Origin of the sequence: Celeribacter baekdonensis B30, assembly GCF_000299875.1 — a bacterium.
In the GTDB taxonomy this organism is placed as follows: Bacteria; Pseudomonadota; Alphaproteobacteria; order Rhodobacterales; family Rhodobacteraceae; genus Celeribacter; species Celeribacter baekdonensis_A.
On record NZ_AMRK01000009.1, the window covers coordinates 162047 to 184232 of the forward strand.

Below are 22186 nucleotides of genomic sequence, written 5' to 3' on the forward strand. Positions count from 1 at the left end.
GGAACGATGCGTTTCGTTTTATATGAACGGCGTGTTCTGATATGTAAAGGAGGTCGTCTGTGCCAGAATTCACAGGTGAGTGCGCAAAGCCGCAAAGACGGTCGATCGGCGCGCGGCGCAACCCGGCAACGGAGGCGGCGATTCTGGATGCCGCTTGTGATTTGTTGCGTGAAAAGGGCGTGCATGGCTTGACGATGGAGGCGGTGGCGCGGCGCGCGCGGGCGGGCAAAGCGACGCTTTACAAGTGGTGGCCCAATCGGGGCGCGCTTTTGGTGGCGGTCTATGAGCGCTCCAAGGGCACGCACCAACACAAGGATATGGGCAATCTGGTCGACACCATCGCAGAGTTTTACCGCTATGTGTTCGCATTCTGGAAAACATCGGAGGGACAGGTGTTTCGCCTAATCATTGCCGAGGCGCAGTCGGATCAGGATGTGGCAGAGGCATTGGAGCGCTATCGCTTGGAACGTTTGGCGGCCTTGAGTGAGGCGGTCGGATGGGCGCAGGCACGGGGTGAATTGCGCGAGGGTGTCGAACCGGACGCCTTGGCGGATACGATCATGGCGGCAGCTTGGCTGAGATTGCTCACAGATCGCCTTACGACAGATCCGCATCGGTTGGCCCGTGACGTGGTGTCTGGCTGGATTGTCGAAAAACAATGACCTGCCTGTCATTCGTGCGTTACAAAACTGTTACATGAGAAATGTAGCTGATGAAGAGGTTAGAGCTTTGACTCTTCGGTCAACTCTCGTCAGGGTTTATGGTATCAATTCAACAGGGGTGCAGAAATGCTCAAAAAAATCCTTCTGACTTCGGCGGCTATGATGGTCTCCGCTGGTGCGGCCTATGCCGATTATTCGCTCACCATACTCCACACCAATGATTTCCACGCGCGTTTCGAACCGATTTCGAAATACGATGCCGGGTGCTCAAGCGAGGACAACACCGAAGGCAAGTGTTTCGGGGGCTCGGCGCGTCTGGTGACGGCTGTGGAAGAGGCGCGCAAGCGGTCGAACAACTCCATCCTCGTCGATGGTGGTGACCAATTCCAAGGCACGTTGTTCTACACCTATTACAAAGGCAAACTTGCCGCCGAGATGATGAACAAGCTCGGCTATGACGCGATGACGGTGGGCAACCACGAATTCGACGATGGTCCCGAAGTGCTGCGCGGCTTTATGGATGCGGTGACCTTTCCGGTCCTGATGTCGAACGCCGACTTCTCCGGCGAGCCTTTGTTGGCCGATAAGCTGCTCAAATCCACCATCATCGAACGCGGTGGCGAAAAGATCGGCCTGATCGGTCTGACGCCGCATGATACGGACGAATTGGCCTCCCCCGGTCCGAACGTGATCTTCACCGATCCCTCCGATGCGGTTCAAGGCGAGGTCGACAAACTCACCGCCGAGGGCGTGAACAAAATCATCGTTCTGTCCCACTCCGGCTATAACGTCGACAAAACCGTTGCCGCCAACACCACCGGCGTGGATGTGATCGTCGGCGGTCACTCCAACACGCTTTTGGGCGACATGGAGGGGGCCGAAGGGCCGTACCCGACCATGGTGGGCAACACCGCCATTCTGTCGGCCTATGCTTACGGCAAGTTCTTGGGCGAATTGAACGTCACATTTGACGACGCCGGTGAGATCACCGAAGCCGTTGGTGCGCCGATCATTATGGATGCTGCCGTGTCCGAGGACGAGGTCACCGTCGCTCGCATTGCCGAAGCGGCTGTTCCGCTTGAGGAAATCCGCAACAAGGTCGTGGCCGAAACCACCGCAGCGATTGATGGCGACAAAAACACCTGTCGTACAATGGAATGCGAAATGGGGACACTCCTGGCAGATGCGATGTTGGCCCGCGTGAAGGGTCAAGGCATTGAAATCGCGCTGCAAAACGGCGGCGGTGTGCGCTCCTCTATTGATGCGGGTCCGGTGACGATGGGCGAGGTTCTGACCGTTCTGCCGTTCCAAAACACCCTCTCCACCTTCTATGTGCCCGGCTCGACCATTGTCGAAGCGCTTGAAAATGGCGTGAGCCAGTTGACAGACGTGGCGGGTCGTTTCCTGCAAGTTGCGGGTCTGACCTATGCCTATGACGGCTCTGCCGAGGTTGGCGCGCGCGTGTCTGACGTGATGGTGGGCGGTGCGCCGATTGATCTGGATAAGGTCTACGGCGTTGTGTCCAACAACTACGTCCGCAACGGGGGCGATGGGTTCAAAATGTTCATTTCGGCAGAGAACGCCTATGATTTCGGTCCCGATGTGGCCGATGTTGTGGCCGAATATCTGATCCAGAATGGCCCATATACGCCCTACACAGACGGCCGCATCACTGTCAAATAAGGGGCGAAAACCCCTCTTTTGACGCTGGAAAATTTGGAAAGCCCTCGTTACCGTCGCGGGGGCTTTTCTGATGACTGGGACCCTAAGACATGAGCGTGGAGAAAGAGATGCGCGGGCGTTGCACCTGTGGGGAGATCGAATATGCGCTGGGCGATAGCTTCATGTGCGTCCATTCTTGTCATTGCACATGGTGCCAGCGCGAAACCGGGTCGGCCTTTGCCCTCAATGGCCTGATTGAAAGGGCCAAACTGACAGTGACCAAAGGCACACCGACGGAGGTCGAAACCGCGTCCAATTCTGGCAAAGGCCAGACCATTGCCCGCTGCCCCTCCTGCCATGTGGCGCTGTGGTCGCATTACGCCGGGGCCGGGCGCGCGCTGGCCTTTGTGCGGGTTGGGACGCTGGATCAGGCGCGCGAGATCACCCCGGATGTGTTCATTTTTACCTCCACCGCCGTGCCTTGGATGCGCTTTCCTGACGGCGCCAAAATCTATCCCGACTACTATCCAACCAAAGAGGTCTGGACGCCGGAGGCCATCGCGCGGCGTAATATGGCCTTGGGGCGGGGATGATGGATCATCCGCTTCTCGATCTGATCAATGCCAAAATTGCGGAGGCCGAAGCGCGGGGCGAATTCGACAACCTGCCCGGTGCGGGCAAGCCTTTGCCTGACTGCGACGACCCGGAAAACGCGCTTTTGAATCGTGTGGTTCAGGAAAATGGCGGCGTGCCGGAGTTTGTTTTGTTGGGGCGGGAGTTGGAAAAGCTGCGCACTGAGTTGCGCGAGACGTCGGATCGCACGAGGCGCACCGAGATCATGAAAGACATGTCGATGATGGATGCCAAAATCGACATCGCCCGCAAAGCGTATCGCTAGAGAGTTTTTGCGAAAGATCGAAAAACCTAATGCTGTTGGAGGTTTGTTAAGGCGTTTCGAGGTTTATGGGGGCACTGTCTTTAACCGCGGGAATCCTCATGTTTCGGTCTGGCCTTTGCTCTTTGTTGCTGTTCATCGGAACGCTGTTGCCGCTCTGCGCGCACGCTCAGGCAAGCTATGTCGATTTGGGTCTTTCTGCCCTACATTCTGATGGCGGAACCTCGGGCTTTGAATGGACCGAATATGAGACTTCCGCTGCGGTCGAATGGGCACAAGAGTCGGTGGTCTTTGGTGGTTCCCTTCGGTATGTGCGCTCCGAATTTCCAGGGATCGCCACCTTTAACCTACAATCTCAAACGCTCTGGGTCGGGTATGGTTTGACCGAGTCCCTGCGGTTGCTGGCGGAATATGATCACGCGGACAGCGACTATACCGGTGTCTATCTCGACCATGAGGCGGAGGATTTTGGTGCCGTTTTGGGCGTCCGTCATGAGCTTAAACAGGAAGGCGACGATCTACTGTCTCTTGATGTAAGCTACCGTGTGACGGACGAACTGACAGTGTATAGCAGCCTCTCCCACAGGCTGGATGCCGATGTGTCGACGGGACATGTCTGGGGCGAATATGAGGCGGGCGATCTCTACCTTCTCGGCGGGGTCAAAGAGGCCAGTGATGCAGACCTGAAGATAGGATTTGGCGGCGGTGCGCTTTTGGGAGGCAAATGGGCCGCTTACGCTGGGGCAGAACTGAGCGAGCCGTTTGATTTTTATAGCCTCTCCATGCTTTACAGTTTGAATGATCACTCGACTCTCCATGTGCGCGCGATCCAATCAGACAGCCATGCCAGCTCCAGCTCACAGATGACGTATTCCCTCGCCTATCGGCTTGAGACCGGGACGCGCACGGGAACGCGGGGCGCATTGCAAGCCCGACGCCTTTGGATGGACGACCGATTGGGCTTTAGTTTCTAGGCGCAAAGAGGCTTTCCGTTCGTAAGAGTGGCGCGTATATCCATCTCATGTGTGGACGCTTCGCCAATACTCTTGCCTCGGACGTGATGGTGCAGCTGTTTGAAGCGGCTCCTGCGAACGCCCTGCCTTGCGTGCCCAATCACAATGTTTGTCCGACGACCGACATCCATGTGATCTATCGCGCCGGTGATCACCGTCGCCTTGTGCCAATGCGTTGGGGGTTTATCCCCAAATGGTACAAAACGCCCAATGATGGCCCGTTGTTGATCAATGCCCGCGCCGAAACCCTTGCGGACAAACCGGCCTTTCGCGATGCGTGCCGTCTGCGCCGTTGCCTCATCCCAGCAGATGGGTTTTATGAATGGCATCGTCCCGAGGGGGGCGACAAACTCCCGTGGTTTATTCAACCCGCAGATGAGGGTCCGATGGTCTTTGCCGGGATTTGGCAGGACTGGGATCAGGATGGTCAACGCCTATCGACCTGCGCCATGGTCACCACGGAGGCCGAGGGCCGCATGGCGGAGATTCATCACCGCATTCCGGTGATGTTGCGTCCCGAAGATTGGGCGAAATGGCTTGGCGAAGAGGGCCACGGGGCCGCAACGTTGATGCGGGCCGCGCCCGACGCTGCGCTGCGCTTTCATCGCGTCAGCCGCGCCATAAATTCTAATCGGGCCACAGGTCCTGAACTGATTGAGGAGATCAATGAATGACTGAGCAAAAGCCCTTTCTGGAAGCCCCGTCTGCGGCTTTGGCGCATTTGGGCATTGCCATGACGGATTGGAATACTGATTTCGCGCGGTTTGAGGCCGAGATAGCGCCGTTTATGACCAATCGCTCAGGCATTCCCCATGGTGGGATTTACGCCATGATACTCGATACGGCCATGGGGTATTCTGGTGCTTTTACCGGCGATATGCAGGATGTGAGGATGACATTGACGCTCTCGCTGACGGTCAATTACCTGTCTCGCCCCAAAGGCGCGCGCCTCATTGCCGAAGGACGGCGGGTTGGTGGCGGGGCTAAAACGTTTTTCACCGAAGGGCGTCTTTTGGATGAGACGGGCGAATTGATCGCAACGGCAGTCGGCACCTTTAAGGTGCGATCCTAGGACGCAGTTTCATTCAAAATATTGAATTTGTTTGCGGGAGGTGTTACCTGAGTGTCAAAGACCTCATACATCATTGGAGCTATCCCTATGTCCATCGACCGTGCTATGTTTCGTTTCGCCGGAATTATGGTCCTGATCAGCGTGTTGCTGACCCAGTTCGTGCATCCCGGCTTTGTCTGGTTCACCGTCTTTATCGGCGCGAATCTGTTGCAATCTTCTTTCACCGGCTGGTGCCCGGCGGCAAAAATCTTTGCCAAAATGGGCCTCCCGGTTGGCTGTGCCTTCGAAAAATAAGACAACCCAAACGTGATGCAAACGGGGGCCTTCGGGGCCCCGTTTTCGATTTTGGACCAAAGTCCCAAAACCTCGGGGCGACATAGATAATTTGGGGGGGATTGGAGCGGGCGGCGGGAATCGAACCCGCGTCATTAGCTTGGAAGGCTAAGGTCTTACCACTACACAACGCCCGCGCAGTGCGCCCTTAGGTATGACATGACTGCGGGAGGGTCAAGACGGAATGCGCGTGGCGGATTTGCCCCGTTTCAATCTCAATTCGGTCTCTGTACGCCGCGAAGGCTTTCCCTCGCTCATATGACTGTGCATCTTTGTGGCAAAGATAACAGCGCCACGCATGATCGACCGGCTTAGGCCTATCTTTGTGCGATAGAGCGGTTGGATGAGGTGAAATGGTATGAGCGATGCTCCAGTGATGAGCGCGGCGAAAGCCAATTTGGTTTTGGCCGTGGATTTGGACGGGACGCTGTTAAAATCCGACATGCTCTATGAGAGCTTTTGGAGTGCTGCCTCCAAAGATTGGCGTTCGGCGCTGGCGGCGGTAAAGGCATTGTCAGGCGGCAAAGCGGCGCTCAAACGTGCGCTGGCCGGTGCATCAGAGGTTGTGGTCGAGACCTTGCCCTATAATGATGAGGTGATCGAGTACATCCGCGCCTGGCGCGCCGCAGGCGGCAAAACCGCGCTTGTGACCGCCTCAGATCAAGGGCTGGCCAACCGGGTCGCTGCGCATCTGAATCTGTTTGACGAGGTGCATGGATCGGACGGCACCAACAACCTCAAGGGCAACAATAAAGCCGCGTTTCTGGCCAGTCAGTATGGTGCAAAAGCCTATGCCTATATGGGCGATCACGAGGCGGATCTGTTGGTTTGGGCCGGGGCAGGGCGCGCGATCACGGTCAATGCGTCAGCGGATTTGCGGGCGAAAGCGGTGGGGCTCGGTGTCGAGGCCGAGCATTTGGGCACGGATGAGACCGATTATAGACCCTATCTCAAAGCGCTGCGCCCGCATCAGTGGCTTAAAAACATCTTAGTGTTTTTGCCGATGCTCTTGGGGCACCAGTTGAATTTCGCTGCGTTTTTCACCAGCTTTCTAGCCTTTTGCGCCTTCTCTCTGGTTGCCTCCTCGGTCTATGTGCTCAACGATCTTTTGGATTTGGCTGCCGACCGGGCGCATCCACGCAAATGCAAACGGCCCTTTGCATCGGGCACATTGCCCATTGCTCATGGCACCGGATTGGCGGGTGGACTGTTTGCAGCGGGTTTTGTTTTGTCGCTGGTGATCAGCCCTTTGTTTCTTTTTGTCATGTTCTGTTATTACACCATGACGACGGGCTATTCGCTTTATTTCAAACGCCGCATGGTGATTGATATCTGCGTGTTGGCCGGGCTCTACACGATGCGGATCATCGCCGGCGGTGTGGCCTCATCGGTGCCTTTGTCGGTCTGGCTTCTGGCCTTTTCGGTGTTTTTGTTCTTTTCCCTCGCGGCCGTCAAACGCCAGGCCGAGCTGGTGGACACAGCCAAAGCGGGCAAGCTCTCGACCTCTGGGCGGGGCTATCATGTCGATGATCTGAGCATCATTTCGCAAATGGCGCTGGCGTCTGGCTATGTCTCCGTGCTGGTTTTGGCGCTTTATATGACCTCACCGCAAGTCAGCCTGTTGTACTCAAACCCTTCGGTGCTTTGGGGGATTTGTCTTGTGTTGTTGTTCTGGGTGAGTTGGATCGTGATGACGACTCATCGTGGCGAAATGCATGACGATCCGATTGTCTTTGCCGTCAAAGACCGGATTTCACGCATCTGCGGCTTGTTGGCGGTGGGCTTTGCTATTGGCGGGGCGCTGAGTTGATCTTCTTGGCGCCGATCACATTTTTCTCCGGCTCTTGACCTCGATCAATTTTCCGAGTGAAAAGGTCAACTAATAGGGGCGGTATATCCGCCTCCTCGTTGAGCCATTGGAAAGCTGCCCGCATGACACATGTCCCCCCTCTCTGCGCCGCCCTTGTTTCGCTGTCGCTGTTGACGGCGGCTCCCGCCGTGTCCGAAACACTGGAGAGTTTGGGTGAATCTCTGTTTTTCGATGCGAACCTGTCGCAAAACCGCAGCGAGTCCTGCGCTTCCTGTCATGATCCCGAACATGGCTTTGCCGATCCGCGCGGCATGGCCTCGCCGGGTGATGACGGTGTGTCCCTCGGTGACCGCAACGCGCCCACTGCGGCTTATGCCCATTTTGCTCCGGTGTTTTTCGAGAAGGCCGAAGGCGTTTGGGCAGGCGGGCAATTTCTGGACGGTCGAGCCGCGACTTTGGAGGACCAAGCGGGCGGTCCGCCGTTGAACCCGATTGAGATGGGCATGGCCGATGCGGGCGCCGTTGTGGCGCGGCTTGCTGAGAACCCGGCCTATGTCGCGGCGTTCAAAACTCTGTTCGGGGATGAGATTTTCTCTGACCCAGATGAGGCCTATGCCGCAATGACCAAAGCCATTGCCGCCTTTGAGCGCACCGATCTGTTTTCGCCGTTTGACAGCAAATATGACCGCTACATCAGGGGCGAAGCGGAGTTGACGCGCGAGGAGCTTTTGGGGGAAACCCTATTTTTCTCGCAACAATTCACCAATTGCAACGTCTGTCATCAACTCAAACCGCAGCCGGGCACCGAGGGCGAGACCTTCACCAATTACGAATATCACAACATCGGCGTGCCCGAAAATCTTGAGCTGCGCGCGCTCAACGGTGTGGCCCCGGGCACATTGGATCGGGGCTTGGCCTCCAACCCGCGAGTGGGCGACGCGCCGCAGACCGTGGGCCGCTACAAAGTCCCGACCCTGCGCAATGTTGCGGTGACTGGACCCTATATGCACAACGGGGTGTTTGCCGATCTGCGCACGGTTGTTTTGTTTTACAACACCTACAACACCAAATCCGAGGCGCGTAAAATCAACCCGGAAACTGGCGCGCCGTTTCGCGCGCCTGAGGTGGCGGACACGTTGTCGATGGAAGAACTGACCACAGGCTCCGCCTTGGAAGATCGCGAGATCGACGCATTGGTTGCGTTCATGAAAACCCTCACTGACAAACGCTATGAACCGTTGTTAGAGGCCGCCAACTAAGCACCCAAACAAAAACGCCCCCGCAAATCGCGAGGGCGTTTTTTTACTTAAACCGGGATGGATCAGACGATTTTGATCCCGGCGTCTTTGGCGTCTTTGACGAATTGCTCAAGGCCCTTGTCGGTCAAAACGTGGTTGGCCATGGCTTTGATCACATTCGCAGGGGCGGTGATCACGTCGGCACCGATTTTGGCGCAATCGGAAATATGGTTCACCGTGCGGATCGACGCGGCAAGGATTTCGGTCTCGAAACCATAGTTGTCGTAGATCGTGCGGATGTCTTCGATCAGCTCAAGCCCGTCGATGTTGATGTCGTCGAGACGCCCGATGAAGGGCGAAATATAAGTCGCGCCCGCTTTGGCGGCGAGCAAGGCCTGGTTGGCGGAGAAACACAGGGTCACGTTGATTTTGTGGCCCTCACCGGAAAGCAATTTACAGGCTTTCAACCCGTCCAGCGTCAGCGGCAGTTTGATCACGACATTGTCGGCAATCGTTGCCAGTTTGCGGCCTTCGGCGACCATGCTGTCGAAATCAAGGGCCACAACTTCGGCGGACACCGGACCATCGACCATGTCACAAATCTCTTTGGTCACTTCCAAAATGTCACGACCGGATTTCTTGATCAGCGACGGGTTGGTGGTGACTCCGTCCACAAAGCCAAGGTCGTTGAGTTCGCGGATTGCATCCACATCAGCGGTATCGACAAAGAATTTCATGGGGCGGCTCCTCTTCATGCGCCTGAATTTACGGGGGAGTCATAGTGCATGTTAGCGCTCTAAGAAAGGGGGTCTGGCGAGGATCGGTCAAAACCCGTATCACTCTCTCATGGATGAGGCAGAGCATTATTCTGACGGCGCGTTGGTCGCGGTGTTGACGGCCGAACCGATTGACCGGCTCCTTGATTACAGGGCGCCCGAGGGCGGCGTGGCGCGTGGCGCCTTTGTCGAAGTGCCGCTTGGACCGCGCAAAGTGTTGGGCTGTGTCTGGGGGCCGGGGGCTGGCGGGTTTGACCTGAAAAAGGCCCGTTCCGTGTCGCATGTTTTAGATGTTGCACCGATGCGCGATGAGATGCGGCAGTTTTTGGAAAAGACCGCCGCTTATACGCTGACCCCGATGACCGCGATGCTACGGCTTGCGACGCGCGCGCCGGGGCTGATGAACCCGCCCTCGATGCGCAAGATTTACCTGCGCGGGACAGGCCGCCCGCCGCGCGAAACCGAAGCCCGCACGCGGGTGATTGAGACTTTAGAAGAATACGGCGGGCTGTCTTTCACCCTGAAAGAATTGGCCGAAACGGCGGGGGTCACGCCCTCTGTGATCAAGGGCATGGTGCCCTCGGGCGCGGTGCGTGAGGAAGATTGCCCGCGCGATCTGCCCTATCCGCGATTGGATGCGAGTGCCCCCGGAAAAGAGTTGACCCCGGCCCAAACCGAGGCCGCAGTGGCGCTGCGCAAAGCTGTCTCCGCCGAGGCCTATTCCACCACGCTTTTGAAGGGCGTCACCGGATCGGGCAAGACCGAGGTCTATTTGGAAGCCGTCGCCGCCTGTCTCGCCAAGGGGCGTCAGGCCTTGGTGCTCTTACCAGAGATCGCCCTGACGGCGGAATTTCTCACCCGCTTCGAGGACCGTTTTGGCGCGCGCCCTGCCGAATGGCATTCCGGTGTGACCATGACCGAACGCCGCCGGGTGTGGAAAATGGTCGGCATCAGCGGGGCGCAAGTGGTGATCGGCGCGCGCTCGGCGCTGTTTTTGCCGTTCCAAAATCTTGGTCTGATCGTGGTCGATGAGGAACATGACGGATCGTATAAACAAGAGGACGGCGTGCTTTATAATGCCCGCGATATGGCGGTGCTGCGCGCGTCCTTGTGTTCAGCCGCCGTGGTTTTGGCTTCGGCCACGCCCTCGCTTGAAACCTGGGCCAATGTCGAGGCGGGGAAATACCAACGCCTTGATCTCGAAAGTCGATTTGGCCCCGCCGTGATGCCCGATATGCACGCTTTGGATATGCGGGGCGAGAAACTGCCATCGACACAATTTATTTCAGAAGCTCTGGCGCGCTCCGTGCGCAAACGGATGGAATTGGGCGAGCAAAGCCTGTTGTTCCTCAATCGGCGTGGCTTTGCCCCGGTGACGATTTGTCGGGCCTGTGGTCATCAAATCGCCTGTGATCACTGCGATGCGCGGATGGTTGAGCACCGCTTTTTGGGTCGCCTCATGTGCCACCAATGTGGCGAAACCAAACCGATGCCCACGGCCTGTCCGTCCTGTCAGGTCGAGGGGCGACTGGCCCCGGTTGGCCCCGGCGTCGAACGGCTGGCCGAGGAGGTGGCGGAACGGTTCCCGGAGGCCAAATGCGCGGTGCTATCTTCGGATTTGTTCGCCTCGGCCCGTGCGCTCAAGGATCAAATCCGCCAAATCGCACAGGGCGACACGGACATTATCATCGGCACGCAGTTGGTGGCCAAAGGTCACAATTTCCCGAACCTCACCTTGGTCGGCGTGATTGATGCCGATCTGGGGCTGCAAGGCTCGGACCTGCGCGCCGCCGAACATACGTTTCAATTGATGCGTCAGGTGGCGGGCCGGGCCGGGCGGGCGGCGAAAAAAGGCGTGGCTTTGTTGCAGACCTATCAGCCAGAACATCCGGTGATCCGAGCGATCATCGCCGGTGACGAAGAGGGGTTTTGGCGGGCCGAAGCGGCCGAGCGCAAAATGGCCGGGGTGCCGCCCTATGGGCGGATGGCGGGGATTATTCTGTCGGGGCCGGATGTGGCGCAGGTGATGGACGTGGCCAATCACCTTGCGCGGATGGCCGGGCCGCTGAGTCGCTTGGGTGCGCAACTCTACGGTCCCGCGCCCGCACCGATTGCGCGGGTGCGCGGCAAACATCGAGTGCGGCTGTTGATCAAGGCGGAGAAAACCGCGCCGTTGCAAGCGGCGATCAACGCCTGGGTCGGGCAGGTGAAATGGCCCAATTCCGTCCGACTTCAGATCGACATTGATCCGCAGTCGTTTTGGTGACCTAACACGCCAGCGCCGGATTGACTTGGCGATCAAACACCAAGGTGGTCGCAATCGCGCCGATCCACATGCTTAACAGCGCCAACCACGCCGTTGCGGCAAAGACCGATCCGCCGGTGACGCCATTGCCAATGGCGCAGCCGCCCGCAAGCATGGCGCCAAAGCCCATCAGCACGGCGCCAATCATCGACTTGCGCATGACGGGGACGGACTCAAAGCTCTGCCACCGGAATTCACCCGAGATCATCGCGGCCAAAAACGCCCCGAGCACCACGCCGGGAACGAGGCCGACGTCAAACTCCAACACCGCGCCTCGGTCCAGGAAAAACATCAATGTGTTGGCGGAGGGGCCGGAGAAGGTGGCCGAAGTGACGGGCACCGGATCAAAGGCGATTTGCGCCAGAGACCATGTGAGCACCCAGCCGACCGCGACAGAAAAGCCGACACCGGAGGCGAAAATCCACGTTTTTGGTCCGATCTGATGGCGGGCGGCGAGGTATAATGCGAGAGCGGCGAAGGCCAGGCCAAGCACCAGTCCTGTGCCTGAGGGGAGGTGCAATGCGTTCAAAAGGTTGATGTTTTCTCCGCCGGGCGTGATCGACAGGCTGGCCAATCTGTCACGGTATGGCGCGAGGATGCCGTGCAGGCTCATTTGGGCGGTGACGGCAAAGATCAGGCCGGAGACGACAGAACGCAGATTGCCGGTGGAGGCCAAGACCAAAAGACGGCCCGAACAGCCACGCGACAACACCATGCCCGCGCCAAACATCAGCCCGCCAATGATGGCCCCGGACCATGATCCGGGCACGGCCATGATGCGCGCGTCCGAGGCGCGAAACAGGCCCAGCATTTGCGCGCCCTGCACCCAAACGATGGCGGTCGAGAGGGTCAAAAGCCAGACGGCCACCTTTGGCCCAAGCTTGCCGACGATGCCTTTGCCATGGGCGAATTCGACCGTTGCGGCGCGCAGGCAGAATTGCGATCTCTGCGCCGAGACGCCAAAAATGAGGCCGGTGATCAGACCAAACAGTGCCGCGGTTGGGCTTTCACCGATCCGTTCGACAAGGGCTAAAATGTCCATGTTGTAGATGTCCTCCCGCGCGCGAAATTTGGCTGAGTTTAGGGACAGGGCCGGAGCGTGCCTTGATCTAAGTCACATGGTTGCGCATGTTTGAATGCATCCTGAGGCCCTTTGGACGTCTGTGCCAAGCGTTTTGCGTGGCGCGTAAGGGGGTGTGCAAGAATTCCGGCTATCCAAAACCCAAACCGCGCCGTAAGGGAATGGGATGAAAAAAATGCCGATCCCCCTCTCTGAAACCGGGTCTCTGCCGCTTTGGCGCAGGCCCGAATCGCTGTTGTTCCTCATGGCATTTGCCATGCCCGTGGCCTTTGCGACGTGGAACGCCCTGCTGAATAACTTTGTCATCGAGGCCGCCGGGTTCACCGGGGTGGAGATCGGTTGGCTGCATTCGGTGCGCGAAATCCCCGGATTCTTGGCCATCGGTGTGATCGCCTTGATCATGTTCATCCGCGAACAGGTGTTGGGGATTGTCTCGCTTTTGCTTTTGGGCGCGGCCACGGCTGTGACGGCATTTTTCCCTTCCTTGGGCGGGATTTTGACCATCACCATGCTGTCATCTATCGGCTTTCACTATTTTGAAACCGTAAACCAATCGTTGCAACTGCAATGGCTCTCGAAAGAGCGCGCACCGATCGTGATCGGGCGGCTCGTGGCGGCGGGGTCTGCGGCCTCATTGGTGGCCTACGGGCTTTTGGTGGTGACGTGGAAGACCTTCGATCTGTCCTATGGCTTTGTCTACATGGTGTCGGGCGGGTTCACGGCGGTGGTCGCGGTGTTCGCCTTTCTTGCCTATCCGCAGTTCCAAGCGCCGCATCCGCAAACCAAAAGTTTCGTGCTCAAACGCCGTTACGGCCTCTATTATGCGCTGCAATTCATGGCGGGCGCGCGGCGGCAGATTTTTGTCGTCTTCGCCGCGTTCATGATGGTCGAGAAATTTGGCTTTGAAGTGCATCAGGTCACGGCGCTGTTTTTGATCAACTTTGTTGCCAATATGCTGGTCGCGCCGTTCATGGGTAAAATCGTCGCCCGTAAAGGCGAACGTTTTGTGTTGATGTTTGAATATATCGGCCTGACTTTGGTGTTTCTGGCCTATGGCGGCATCTATTGGCTGGGCTGGGGCGTGGTGATCGCGGCGACGCTGTATGTCATTGATCATATGCTGTTTGGCTTGGCCTTCGCGCTCAAAACCTATTTCCAAAAGATCGCAGACCCGCAAGACATTGCGCCCACCGCCGCCGTGGCTTTTACGATCAACCACATCGCGGCGGTGTTTTTACCTGCGCTTTTGGGCTATCTTTGGGTGGTGTCGCCTGACGCGGTGTTCATTTTGGCGGCGGCGATGGCGATGGTGTCTTTGGGCTTGGCGTCCCTCATCCCGCGCCATCCCGAAAAGGGCAATGAATGGCGGTTTTTACCTGTGGTGCGTGCAACAACTCCGGCAGAGTGATCTGGCTCTGGTTTGATCCGAGGTTTGGCCTATATTCTGAGATGAAACGGTGAAAATGGAGATTGCGATGTTCGGTGCCCTGACCAAGAAACTGTCCATGCCCACGCCAGATGAGGCGTTGTCTGGGCGTGCGACGCCGATCCCGACAGCGGCCGAGCATTTCGTTTTTCTCCGACCTTTGATCGAACCCCTCGCTGAGGAGCAGGAAGAGGCGGTGTTTGGCATGGGCTGTTTCTGGGGCGTTGAGCGCATCTTTTGGCAGGTGCCGGGGGTGATCAACACCGCCGTGGGCTACAGTGCGGGCTATACGCCCAACCCGACATATGAAGAGGTCTGTTCCGGCAAAACCGGCCACAATGAGGTGGTGCGTGTGGTCTATGATCCCACCAAGATCAGCTATGGGGCTTTGTTGTCGGTGTTTTGGGAAAATCACGATCCGACCCAAGGGATGCGCCAAGGCAATGACCGGGGTACGCAATATCGGTCTGGCATTTACTACACCACACCGGCGCAGCATCACGCCGCCGAGGCAAGTCTTGCGGGCTATAACGTGTTGTTGCAGGACAAGGGTTTTGGCGCGATCACGACGGAAGTGCTGCCCGCAGGCGCGTTTTATTATGCCGAAGCCTATCATCAACAATATCTCGCCAAAAACCCCCAGGGTTATTGCGGGATCGGCGGAACAGGCGTGAGCTGTCCGATCGGAGTCGGGGTGGATGCGGGTCTGTCGTAACCCACGGATCCCTGTGTTTGCTGTACGCTGCCTTACAGATCCAGACGGTGCAGCGGGATATACAGGGCGTCCAAAGGTGGGGTGTCTGTCAGGTTCATGACAATCCCGAAAACGGAAAGGCAAATCCCGCCGATGAAAAAAACCAAGCTGATTTTCATCTGTTGTTTTTTGCGGTGCAGGCTAAAATCAAGCCGTGTGGAGAGTGTCCAAACCGCAGTGCTCAACAGCGCCGTTGCCGCGAGCGCATAGACCAGACATCCCCAGATCAACGTTTGGGCGAAAAGTCTAAAAAGCACCGTCGGGTTGTCTCTAAGCGAGATGCCAAGCTTGACGCAAATTTGCCAAGCAAGAAAGCCGATCAAAAAGGCGAACGTGAAATAGGGTACGGCAACGTAGCGCCGGGAATATGGAACATGGGAGAGCATGGCTTTAGCCTGGTTTAAATGTGGACTGCCGAAACACGTGTCTTGAATACAGGTACGCGAGGATCACTATGAAACAGGTAGGGAGCTTCGATGACGATCTGCTTCCCTTTGGTCTTGGTCAAGGCAGAGCTGTAATTTTGGCGACGAAAACTAAAAATTGGGGGTGTTTTGTTGTGGAAATGCCAAAGAATAAGGTGAGTGCGTAAAGCTATAGCAAAGACATATCTTTTGTTGCGCGCAGTTATCGCTCTCCCAGCTCTTGAGTCGTCAGAAACTTCGACCTAAAGCGGTCAGAACGCCGGGCACGGCGCTCACGTTTGCCGTCCCTACCATGGGAACGGATGTTCAGAAAAACAATCAACACGGGCTGTCCCAAACGCGTTACACCGGGATCAAGCCAACCGGAGAGCCTTGATGACCACTTACACCGCCTTTACCAAAACCGACGCCAAAGCCAAAGCTGATGCCTTGGGCGAGGCGCTTGAGACCATAGTGCCGGAGCCGACCGGCGTGGGCGTGTTTGAAATGGAAGACGGCTCAGGGCTTTGGGAGGTCGCGGCCTATTTCACCGACGCCCCCGACGACATCGAACTGGCGCTTTTGGCCAAAATGCACGGTGCGCGTGATTTTATCATCTCTGAGGTGCCGGACACAGATTGGGTCGCGAAAGTGCGCCGGGACCTGTCGCCGGTCGAGGCGGGGCGGTTTTTCGTTTATGGTGGCCATGACGCCGATAAATTGCCCGAGGGCAAGATCGGCCTTTTGATCGAAGCGGCGATGGCCTTTGGCACCGGGCATCATGGCACCACTCTGGGCTGCCTGCGCGCACTCGATGCCTTGTTGGACGCGGGTAAGAGTTTTGACAACGTCGCCGACATTGGCTGTGGCACCGCCGTGTTGGGCATGGCTGCGGCCAAAGTGTCCGACAAGGTGGTCTTGGCCTCTGATATTGACGAAGTGGCCGTCGATGTGGCGCAAAGTAATGTCGATGCCAATGATCTGACGGGGCGTGTTCTGTGCCTTGAGGCGGCGGGTTTTAACCATAAAGACCTGGCCGAGGCCGCGCCCTTTGATTTGGTCTTTGCCAATATCCTCAAAGGCCCGCTTGTGGCCCTCGCGCCCGATATGGCGGCCCATGTTCAGCCCGGTGGCTATGTGATTCTCTCGGGGATTCTCAATCCACAGGCCGATGACGTGATTTCGGTTTATACGCGCTCCGGATTTAATCTTGTGGATCGCACAGAGATTGTTGACTGGACGACACTGACTATGGCGCGCGTTTCCTAAGAATATCGGGAAAAGCCTTGGTTTTGCCTGTTTTGGGACATCCTGCCCCATTTTCGCCACATTTCGCCGCAATCTTGTCACTGTCGGTGGGGGCCGATGTATGAGGAGGCTGCCATGGCTTACGCCGGTTCGCAGCAATTAGAGAAAAGAGTCACCAAAATCGAGGCGCGCCGTCGTGCCCTCAGCCATGGTGTCGTGTATTCCGTTAACCAAGATGGGCTGATCATCGCGCGTCCGCGACGCCGCGGCATGCGACGTCCTTTGCATCTTGCGTTTTTTGCCCTTGGCGGTGTGATCGCTTTCAAGGCAGTGCTTTATGCGACGCTTGGCGGGGCCACCTACACCAACCGCGTCGACGATCTTGCCTCTGGCACGGTGATCGAACAGGCGGGCGCATGGATCATGGCCGCAGATCCGGTCACGGTCTGGCTCGCGATTCAGGGCAAGATGTTGCTGCGCTAAACCAACGATATTCCGGGGCCCTAAGCGCGGCTGTTTCCCCAATGCGCCGCCTTATGTCCCATCCACGTCAAAACCCGCACCTCCCTCCGGTGCGGGTTTTCACATTTTTGATCTCACGCTTTGATCCCACACAGAGCGGTTGTGCCATCTCCCCTTGTAACGGACCAATCAGTCCACAAAGACAGCTTTGCCTTGGCAAATGTTCTTGTTTCGTGCTAACCCTCTTTTAACCAAAAACAAAAGAGCAGGATGAAGCAATGCGAGTGATGGGCATCGACCCGGGGCTGCGCAATATGGGTTGGGGCATCATTGATGTTCAAGGCTCGCGCATCAGCCATGTGGCCAATGGCATTTGCCATTCCTTGGCCTCCGACGACCTCGCAATCCGGCTTTTGTCGCTGTTTGACCAGCTTACAGATGTGGTCGCCACCTACGCGCCCGATTGTGCCGCGGTGGAGCAGACGTTCGTGAACAAAGACGCTGTTGCCACACTTAAGCTCGGCCAAGCCCGTGCCGTTGCGCTTTTGGCCCCGGCGCGCGCAGGGTTGCCGATTGGCGAATATGCCCCGAATGCAGTGAAAAAAGCCGTGGTCGGCGTCGGCCATGCCGCCAAGCAACAGGTCGAGCATATGATCAAGCTGCAATTGCCCGGCGCAAAATTGGCCGGTGCGGATGCGGTGGATGCGCTGGCGATTGCGATCTGTCATTCTTTCCATGCACATTCAAATTCCCGCCTTGCGGATGCGGTCAAAAGGGCCTCAGCATGATTGGTAAACTCACAGGCATCATCGACTATATCGGTACGGATCATGTGATGATCGACGTGCGCGGTGTCGGCTATATCGTCCATATCAACGAACGCACCCGGATGAGCCTGCCAGGGCAGGGGGCGCCGGTGTCGCTCTATACCGACATGTTGGTGCGCGAAGATTTGATGCAGTTGTTCGGTTTTTCCTCGCTGTTGGAAAAGGAATGGTATCGGCTGTTGATCTCGGTTCAGGGCATCGGATCGAAAGCGGCGATGGCGGTGTTGGGCACGTTGGGGCCGGAGGCCACAGGCCGCGCGATTGCCTTGGGCGATTGGAACGCGGTCAAGGCCGCGCCGGGCGTCGGGCCGAAAATCGCGCAGCGTGTGGTCAATGAATTGAAAGACAAAGCCCCCGCCGTGATGGCGATGGGCGGCACATTGGCTAAAACCTTGGCCGAAGCGCCCCAGATGGACGAGGTGATCGAAACGGACGCGCCCGCGCCGAAACCCCGCGTGGCCAAAGCCCCTGTGCCCAAACCCAATGCTTCCGCCGAAGCAGAGGCGATGTCCGCCCTGCAAAATCTTGGCTATTCGCCTTCGGACGCGGTTCAGGCCGTGGCGCAATCCGCCCAAGATGCGCCGGAGGCGGACACCTCGGCCTTGATCCGCGCGGCGCTCAAATTGCTTGCGCCGAAAGGGTAATTGATGGACCAGCCCGACCCAACCCTGCGCGCTGAGCGCCGACCCGAGGATGCCGACCGCGCCCTGCGCCCTCAGGTGCTGAGCGAATTCATCGGCCAACAAGAGGCCCGTGCCAATCTCGCGGTGTTCATCGAGAGTGCCCGGATGCGCGAAGAGGCGATGGACCATGTGTTGTTCCACGGCCCGCCGGGATTGGGCAAAACTACGCTGGCGCAAATCATGGCGCGCGAATTGGGCGTGAATTTCAAAATGACCTCTGGGCCGGTTTTGGCACGCGCGGGCGATTTGGCGGCGATCCTGACCAATCTGGACGCACGGGACGTGTTGTTCATCGACGAAATTCACCGGATGAACCCGGTGGTCGAGGAAATTCTCTATCCTGCGATGGAGGATTTCGAGCTTGATCTTGTGATCGGCGAAGGCCCCGCCGCGCGTACGGTACGCATCGAATTGCAACCCTTCACGCTGGTCGGCGCGACCACCCGGTTGGGGCTTTTGACCACGCCGTTGCGCGATCGTTTTGGCATTCCGACGCGGCTGCAATTTTACACCACGCAGGAGTTGCATGAAATCGTCACCCGTGGCGCGCGGCTTTTGGATATTCCGACCGAGGACGCAGGCGCGCTTGAAATCGCCAAACGCGCTCGTGGCACGCCGCGTATTGCCGGGCGGTTGCTCCGCCGGGTGGTGGATTTTGCCGTGGTCGAAGGCGGTGGGCGGATTTCCAAAGAGCTGGCCGACCGGTCTCTGACGCGACTGGGGGTGGACCTTTTGGGCCTTGATGGCGCGGACCGGCGGTATTTGCGCTTGATCGCGGAGAATTACCAAGGTGGGCCGGTGGGCGTTGAAACCCTCGCCGCCGCCTTGTCGGAGAGCCGCGATGCGATTGAGGATGTGATCGAACCCTATTTGTTGCAACAGGGCCTGATCCAACGCACCCCGCGGGGCCGGATGTTGACGCAAAAATCATGGCACCATCTGGGGATGCGGGTTCCAAACCGCCCGGATCAGCCGGAACTGTTTGGCGGGTGAGGGGCTTATCCCAATAGCTTGCCCATATGGGCCACCGCCAAGACATAGCCATGGACCCCAAACCCGGCCATCACCGCATCGGCGCGCATCGACACATAGGAATGGTGGCGGAAAGCTTCGCGTTTGTGGACCTGCGAGATGTGGACCTCAATCACCGGGCCGTCGAACGTGTTCAACGCGTCCAGAATGGCGACCGAGGTGTGGGTATAGGCGGCGGGGTTGATCACAATGCCTTGGGCTGCATCGCGTGCTTCATGGATCAGATCAATGATCTCGCCCTCATGGTTCGACTGGGCAAAAACAATGTCGAGCCCCTGTGTGACGGCCTCGCGGGCACAGAGCGCCTCGACATCGGCCAAAGTATCCGCGCCGTAAATTTCGGGCTGGCGTTTGCCCAAAAGATTGAGGTTCGGCCCATTCAGGATATAGATTTTCTTGTTCATGAGGCCCTCGCTGATGCCGAAATGCGGTGTTGGGGGTGAGTTATGCAGAGCCCCGCGCCCAGTGCAAGGGCTGAGGCGGTTTTGGTCTGTGGGGCTTGTCAAAATATGAGGATTGGACAAAGCCGCAAGGCATGTTACCGCATGCATAATCAGGGGAGCGAGATCAATGAGCAAACTGAACAAAGAGTGGCATGCAGCCCACCCGATGGACAAAAATCCAACCACCGAAGAGCGCCTGACGTGGCATTTGGAACATACCGCCCACTGCGGTTGTCGGCCCATTCCGGCGTCGCTTTTGAGCATCATGGCGCAACGTGGTATTGCTGTGCCGGAGCGTGGCAGGGCAGAGCAAGCTGTGGACCAGACGGCGGAGTAACTATGAGTACGGACAGCACGGAACCGACCACACCGGAACAGGTTGAAGCGTTTTTCACGCGCGCAAGTGGGGACTATGTTTTTGCCCGTTGGGGGCGGCCAATTGCGCCGGTGGTGTTTGGTGTCGAAGACGAGACGCTGAGCGTGATCAAAAGCGCGATCGAGGCCTGTATCGCCATCGCCGGGCACCGGATCGAGGACGTGGACCCGGAGTTGGGCACAAACCTGATGATGTTTTTCCTGTCCGATTGGGCCGAGCTTTTGGATGTGCCGCATATGGGCGATCTGATCCCCGATTTGGCGGCGCGGGTGGAGACACTTCAGGCCAAGAACGCCCATCAATATCGTGCGTTTCGGTTTGATGATGCGGGGGCAATCAAGGCGTGCTTTACCTTTGTGCGCATGAGCGACGCGATGGCGGAGGTCCCCGCCGAAGTGATCGCGCTGTCGCAGGCGGTGCAGGCGATGCTGCTCTGGTCCGACACGGCCTTTACCCAAGACAGCCCCTTGGCGCTGTCGCCCGCGGGCACGGTGATCCGCCCGGATGTGGCGAATCTGTTGCGCGCCGCCTATGATCCGATGTTGCCGCCGTCTGCCCGCGATGCCTCCCATGCGCTCAGGCTTTATGCGCGGGTAATGGCGGGCTGATGCGGGCCTTTGTGGCGCTGCCTTTGCCGACTGATCTGACGGATCGGTTGGAAGATATTACCTTGGGTCTGCGGTTTGGCCGAGCGGTTCGGGCCGAGAACATGCATGTCACCTTGGCGTTCTTAGAGGATCAACCAGAGGCGGTTTTGGCTGAGCTGCATGAGGCGCTTGCGGCGATTTACGCGCCATCCCCTCAGTTGACTGTGACCGGGCTGAACCTGTTTGGCGGCGACAAGCCGCGACTTTTGTTTGCGGCGATTGCGCCCGATGCGGCGTTGAGCGATCTGCGGCAAAAGATACGCAAAGCGGCGCGGGCGGTGGGCATCGCACTGTCACATGAACGGTTTCGCCCGCATATCTCATTGCGCCGGTTTCACCGGATTGCGCCATCGGAGCGGGCGGATTTAGACCTGCTTTTGGCCACCAAAGGTGCGTTCACCTGGCCCAGATTCCGGCCCACGCAGTTTGAGATGATCCAATCGACGCTCAGTGCGGATGGTCCGATCTATGACGGGCTTGCGAGCTATCCTTTGAGCCTTTAAACCAAGGGCACCTCAGGTGAAGTCCGGTTGAGAAGGCGATAAGATGATCCATATTTTTCCCGTCCATGTCTACTATGAGGACACCGATCTGGCGGGCATCGTTTATTACGCCAATTACCTCAAATATATCGAACGTGCCCGGACCGAATGGGTGCGCGATCTGGGCGTCGATCAGGTGGCGTTGAAGGCGGATGAAGGCTTGGTGTTTGCGGTGCGCCGGGTCGAGGCGGATTACCTGTCGCCAGCCAAATTCGATGATGATTTGACCGTCGAAACCCGGCTCAAAGCCCTCACCGGCGCGCGCATTGTGGTCGAACAGGCGGTCAAGCGCGGGCAAGAGGTGCTGTTTGAGGCGCTTGTGACCATCGTTACCCTCTCATCCACAGGGCATCCGGCGCGTCTTCCGGCGGTTCTTCGCCGAAATCTGCATTAAATCTGCGAAAATTCTCTGATTTTACCCCTGTCCTCACAGGTTAGTGTTGGCGTGTGCCCTGACGATCAGGTAAATCTGGGGTTAAGATGAGAGCCGTGTAG

At 57.8% G+C, this 22186-nt stretch carries 26 protein-coding genes and 1 tRNA gene; 23 read left to right on the forward strand and 4 right to left on the reverse strand.

Annotated elements, in window-relative coordinates; all coding sequences use genetic code 11:
• Positions 1–59 precede the first annotated feature (59 nt).
• The 8 genes from B30_RS15625 to B30_RS15660 all read left to right on the forward strand — a co-directional run bounded on the left by B30_RS15625 (position 60) and on the right by B30_RS15660 (position 5598).
• A complete protein-coding gene (locus B30_RS15625) occupies positions 60–662 on the forward strand; it encodes a TetR/AcrR family transcriptional regulator (protein ID WP_009573098.1) in 603 nt (200 codons plus the stop codon).
• Between the two features lie 126 nt (positions 663–788).
• Positions 789–2345 (forward strand): bifunctional metallophosphatase/5'-nucleotidase, encoded by a 1557-nt coding sequence (locus tag B30_RS15630; protein ID WP_009573099.1) that lies wholly within the window; start codon positions 789–791, stop codon positions 2343–2345.
• A gap of 89 nt (positions 2346–2434) precedes the next feature.
• Entirely contained in the window at positions 2435–2917 is a 483-nt protein-coding gene (locus B30_RS15635; protein WP_009573100.1) for a GFA family protein, read from the forward strand.
• Entirely contained in the window at positions 2917–3222 is a 306-nt protein-coding gene (locus B30_RS15640; RefSeq protein WP_009573101.1) for a J-domain-containing protein, read from the forward strand. The genes B30_RS15635 and B30_RS15640 overlap by 1 nt, the downstream gene beginning before the upstream one ends.
• Before the next feature lie 98 nt (positions 3223–3320).
• Positions 3321–4193 (forward strand): hypothetical protein, encoded by an 873-nt coding sequence (locus tag B30_RS15645; protein WP_040402691.1) that lies wholly within the window; start codon positions 3321–3323, stop codon positions 4191–4193.
• 47 nt (positions 4194–4240) lie between these two features.
• Positions 4241–4906, forward strand: a complete 666-nt coding sequence (locus tag B30_RS15650; protein ID WP_009573103.1) for an SOS response-associated peptidase — start codon at positions 4241–4243, stop codon at positions 4904–4906.
• Positions 4903–5304 (forward strand): PaaI family thioesterase, encoded by a 402-nt coding sequence (locus tag B30_RS15655; RefSeq protein WP_009573104.1) that lies wholly within the window; start codon positions 4903–4905, stop codon positions 5302–5304. The genes B30_RS15650 and B30_RS15655 overlap by 4 nt, the downstream gene beginning before the upstream one ends.
• 87 nt (positions 5305–5391) lie before the next feature.
• Positions 5392–5598 (forward strand): YgaP family membrane protein, encoded by a 207-nt coding sequence (locus B30_RS15660; protein WP_009573105.1) that lies wholly within the window; start codon positions 5392–5394, stop codon positions 5596–5598.
• 102 nt (positions 5599–5700) lie between these two features.
• Here the strand turns inward: B30_RS15660 and B30_RS15665 are convergent.
• Positions 5701–5774, reverse strand: a tRNA-Gly gene (locus B30_RS15665).
• A gap of 221 nt (positions 5775–5995) precedes the next feature.
• Between B30_RS15665 and B30_RS15670 the strand changes: the two genes are divergently transcribed.
• On the forward strand, positions 5996–7447 hold the full coding sequence (locus tag B30_RS15670; RefSeq protein WP_009573106.1) for a UbiA family prenyltransferase: 1452 nt from the start codon (positions 5996–5998) through the stop codon (positions 7445–7447).
• Between the two features lie 122 nt (positions 7448–7569).
• Positions 7570–8706: a cytochrome-c peroxidase gene (locus tag B30_RS15675; protein WP_009573107.1), complete on the forward strand. Its 1137-nt coding sequence runs from the start codon at positions 7570–7572 to the stop codon at positions 8704–8706.
• A 62-nt stretch (positions 8707–8768) separates the two neighbouring features.
• Here the strand turns inward: B30_RS15675 and fsa are convergent, their stop codons facing one another.
• Complete coding sequence (gene fsa, locus B30_RS15680; protein WP_009573108.1) at positions 8769–9422, reverse strand: fructose-6-phosphate aldolase; 654 nt, start codon at positions 9420–9422, stop codon at positions 8769–8771.
• Positions 9423–9531: 109 nt separating this feature from the next.
• Here fsa and B30_RS15685 point away from each other — a divergent pair, with 109 nt between their 5' ends.
• Complete coding sequence (locus tag B30_RS15685; protein WP_009573109.1) at positions 9532–11727, forward strand: primosomal protein N'; 2196 nt, start codon at positions 9532–9534, stop codon at positions 11725–11727.
• Position 11728: 1 nt separating this feature from the next.
• On the opposite strand, the gene B30_RS15690 is transcribed toward B30_RS15685, so the two are convergent.
• On the reverse strand, positions 11729–12808 hold the full coding sequence (locus B30_RS15690) for a YeeE/YedE family protein (protein ID WP_009573110.1): 1080 nt from the start codon (positions 12806–12808) through the stop codon (positions 11729–11731).
• Positions 12809–13013: 205 nt separating this feature from the next.
• Here B30_RS15690 and B30_RS15695 point away from each other — a divergent pair, with 205 nt between their 5' ends.
• From B30_RS15695 to ruvB, 8 genes are all read left to right on the forward strand, one after another.
• Positions 13014–14255 carry an MFS transporter gene (locus B30_RS15695; protein WP_009573111.1) on the forward strand — a complete coding sequence of 414 codons (1242 nt, stop codon included), beginning with the start codon at positions 13014–13016 and terminating at the stop codon, positions 14253–14255.
• 67 nt (positions 14256–14322) lie between these two features.
• Complete coding sequence (gene msrA / locus B30_RS15700) at positions 14323–14988, forward strand: peptide-methionine (S)-S-oxide reductase MsrA (RefSeq protein WP_040402735.1); 666 nt, start codon at positions 14323–14325, stop codon at positions 14986–14988.
• A gap of 17 nt (positions 14989–15005) precedes the next feature.
• A complete protein-coding gene (locus B30_RS22205; protein WP_152002266.1) occupies positions 15006–15431 on the forward strand; it encodes a hypothetical protein in 426 nt (141 codons plus the stop codon).
• Between the two features lie 396 nt (positions 15432–15827).
• Complete coding sequence (locus tag B30_RS15710; protein WP_009573114.1) at positions 15828–16700, forward strand: 50S ribosomal protein L11 methyltransferase; 873 nt, start codon at positions 15828–15830, stop codon at positions 16698–16700.
• A gap of 114 nt (positions 16701–16814) precedes the next feature.
• Positions 16815–17162, forward strand: a complete 348-nt coding sequence (locus B30_RS15715) for a hypothetical protein (RefSeq protein ID WP_009573115.1) — start codon at positions 16815–16817, stop codon at positions 17160–17162.
• 257 nt (positions 17163–17419) lie between these two features.
• Positions 17420–17929 (forward strand): crossover junction endodeoxyribonuclease RuvC, encoded by a 510-nt coding sequence (gene ruvC, locus B30_RS15720; protein WP_009573116.1) that lies wholly within the window; start codon positions 17420–17422, stop codon positions 17927–17929.
• Positions 17926–18612 (forward strand): Holliday junction branch migration protein RuvA, encoded by a 687-nt coding sequence (gene ruvA, locus B30_RS15725; protein ID WP_009573117.1) that lies wholly within the window; start codon positions 17926–17928, stop codon positions 18610–18612. The genes ruvC and ruvA overlap by 4 nt, the downstream gene beginning before the upstream one ends.
• Positions 18613–18615: 3 nt before the next feature.
• On the forward strand, positions 18616–19644 hold the full coding sequence (gene ruvB / locus B30_RS15730) for a Holliday junction branch migration DNA helicase RuvB (RefSeq protein WP_009573118.1): 1029 nt from the start codon (positions 18616–18618) through the stop codon (positions 19642–19644).
• Between the two features lie 5 nt (positions 19645–19649).
• On the opposite strand, the gene aroQ is transcribed toward ruvB, so the two are convergent.
• Positions 19650–20087 (reverse strand): type II 3-dehydroquinate dehydratase, encoded by a 438-nt coding sequence (gene aroQ, locus B30_RS15735; protein WP_009573119.1) that lies wholly within the window; start codon positions 20085–20087, stop codon positions 19650–19652.
• 166 nt (positions 20088–20253) lie between these two features.
• Between aroQ and B30_RS15740 the strand changes: the two genes are divergently transcribed.
• The 4 genes from B30_RS15740 to ybgC are packed head-to-tail and all read left to right on the forward strand — an operon-like array spanning position 20254 to position 22085.
• Complete coding sequence (locus tag B30_RS15740; RefSeq protein ID WP_009573120.1) at positions 20254–20463, forward strand: hypothetical protein; 210 nt, start codon at positions 20254–20256, stop codon at positions 20461–20463.
• A gap of 2 nt (positions 20464–20465) precedes the next feature.
• A complete protein-coding gene (locus B30_RS15745; RefSeq protein WP_009573121.1) occupies positions 20466–21110 on the forward strand; it encodes a hypothetical protein in 645 nt (214 codons plus the stop codon).
• On the forward strand, positions 21110–21652 hold the full coding sequence (thpR, locus tag B30_RS15750) for an RNA 2',3'-cyclic phosphodiesterase (protein ID WP_009573122.1): 543 nt from the start codon (positions 21110–21112) through the stop codon (positions 21650–21652). The genes B30_RS15745 and thpR overlap by 1 nt, the downstream gene beginning before the upstream one ends.
• Positions 21653–21695: 43 nt before the next feature.
• Positions 21696–22085, forward strand: coding sequence for a tol-pal system-associated acyl-CoA thioesterase (ybgC, locus tag B30_RS15755; protein WP_009573123.1), 390 nt, complete (start codon positions 21696–21698; stop codon positions 22083–22085).
• Positions 22086–22186: the final 101 nt, after the last annotated feature.

Excerpts from the sequence above, each read along its gene's own strand:
- B30_RS15690 (WP_009573110.1), bottom strand. The coding sequence starts at position 12,808 with ATGGACATTTTAGCCCTTGTCGAACGGATCGGTGAAAGCCCAACCGCG.
- B30_RS15745 (WP_009573121.1), top strand. The coding sequence starts at position 20,466 with ATGAGTACGGACAGCACGGAACCGACCACACCGGAACAGGTTGAAGCG.
- B30_RS15670 (WP_009573106.1), top strand. The coding sequence starts at position 5,996 with ATGAGCGATGCTCCAGTGATGAGCGCGGCGAAAGCCAATTTGGTTTTG.
- ruvA (WP_009573117.1), top strand. The coding sequence starts at position 17,926 with ATGATTGGTAAACTCACAGGCATCATCGACTATATCGGTACGGATCAT.
- B30_RS15650 (WP_009573103.1), top strand. The coding sequence starts at position 4,241 with ATGTGTGGACGCTTCGCCAATACTCTTGCCTCGGACGTGATGGTGCAG.
- B30_RS15695 (WP_009573111.1), top strand. The coding sequence starts at position 13,014 with ATGAAAAAAATGCCGATCCCCCTCTCTGAAACCGGGTCTCTGCCGCTT.
- B30_RS15635 (WP_009573100.1), top strand. The coding sequence starts at position 2,435 with ATGAGCGTGGAGAAAGAGATGCGCGGGCGTTGCACCTGTGGGGAGATC.
- B30_RS15640 (WP_009573101.1), top strand. The coding sequence starts at position 2,917 with ATGGATCATCCGCTTCTCGATCTGATCAATGCCAAAATTGCGGAGGCC.
- B30_RS15685 (WP_009573109.1), top strand. The coding sequence starts at position 9,532 with ATGGATGAGGCAGAGCATTATTCTGACGGCGCGTTGGTCGCGGTGTTG.
- B30_RS15675 (WP_009573107.1), top strand. The coding sequence starts at position 7,570 with ATGACACATGTCCCCCCTCTCTGCGCCGCCCTTGTTTCGCTGTCGCTG.
- fsa (WP_009573108.1), bottom strand. The coding sequence starts at position 9,422 with ATGAAATTCTTTGTCGATACCGCTGATGTGGATGCAATCCGCGAACTC.
- B30_RS15710 (WP_009573114.1), top strand. The coding sequence starts at position 15,828 with ATGACCACTTACACCGCCTTTACCAAAACCGACGCCAAAGCCAAAGCT.
- B30_RS15655 (WP_009573104.1), top strand. The coding sequence starts at position 4,903 with ATGACTGAGCAAAAGCCCTTTCTGGAAGCCCCGTCTGCGGCTTTGGCG.
- B30_RS15645 (WP_040402691.1), top strand. The coding sequence starts at position 3,321 with ATGTTTCGGTCTGGCCTTTGCTCTTTGTTGCTGTTCATCGGAACGCTG.
- aroQ (WP_009573119.1), bottom strand. The coding sequence starts at position 20,087 with ATGAACAAGAAAATCTATATCCTGAATGGGCCGAACCTCAATCTTTTG.
- ybgC (WP_009573123.1), top strand. The coding sequence starts at position 21,696 with ATGATCCATATTTTTCCCGTCCATGTCTACTATGAGGACACCGATCTG.
- ruvC (WP_009573116.1), top strand. The coding sequence starts at position 17,420 with ATGCGAGTGATGGGCATCGACCCGGGGCTGCGCAATATGGGTTGGGGC.
- ruvB (WP_009573118.1), top strand. The coding sequence starts at position 18,616 with ATGGACCAGCCCGACCCAACCCTGCGCGCTGAGCGCCGACCCGAGGAT.
- B30_RS15660 (WP_009573105.1), top strand. The coding sequence starts at position 5,392 with ATGTCCATCGACCGTGCTATGTTTCGTTTCGCCGGAATTATGGTCCTG.
- B30_RS15715 (WP_009573115.1), top strand. The coding sequence starts at position 16,815 with ATGGCTTACGCCGGTTCGCAGCAATTAGAGAAAAGAGTCACCAAAATC.
- msrA (WP_040402735.1), top strand. The coding sequence starts at position 14,323 with ATGTTCGGTGCCCTGACCAAGAAACTGTCCATGCCCACGCCAGATGAG.
- thpR (WP_009573122.1), top strand. The coding sequence starts at position 21,110 with ATGCGGGCCTTTGTGGCGCTGCCTTTGCCGACTGATCTGACGGATCGG.
- B30_RS15740 (WP_009573120.1), top strand. The coding sequence starts at position 20,254 with ATGAGCAAACTGAACAAAGAGTGGCATGCAGCCCACCCGATGGACAAA.
- B30_RS15630 (WP_009573099.1), top strand. The coding sequence starts at position 789 with ATGCTCAAAAAAATCCTTCTGACTTCGGCGGCTATGATGGTCTCCGCT.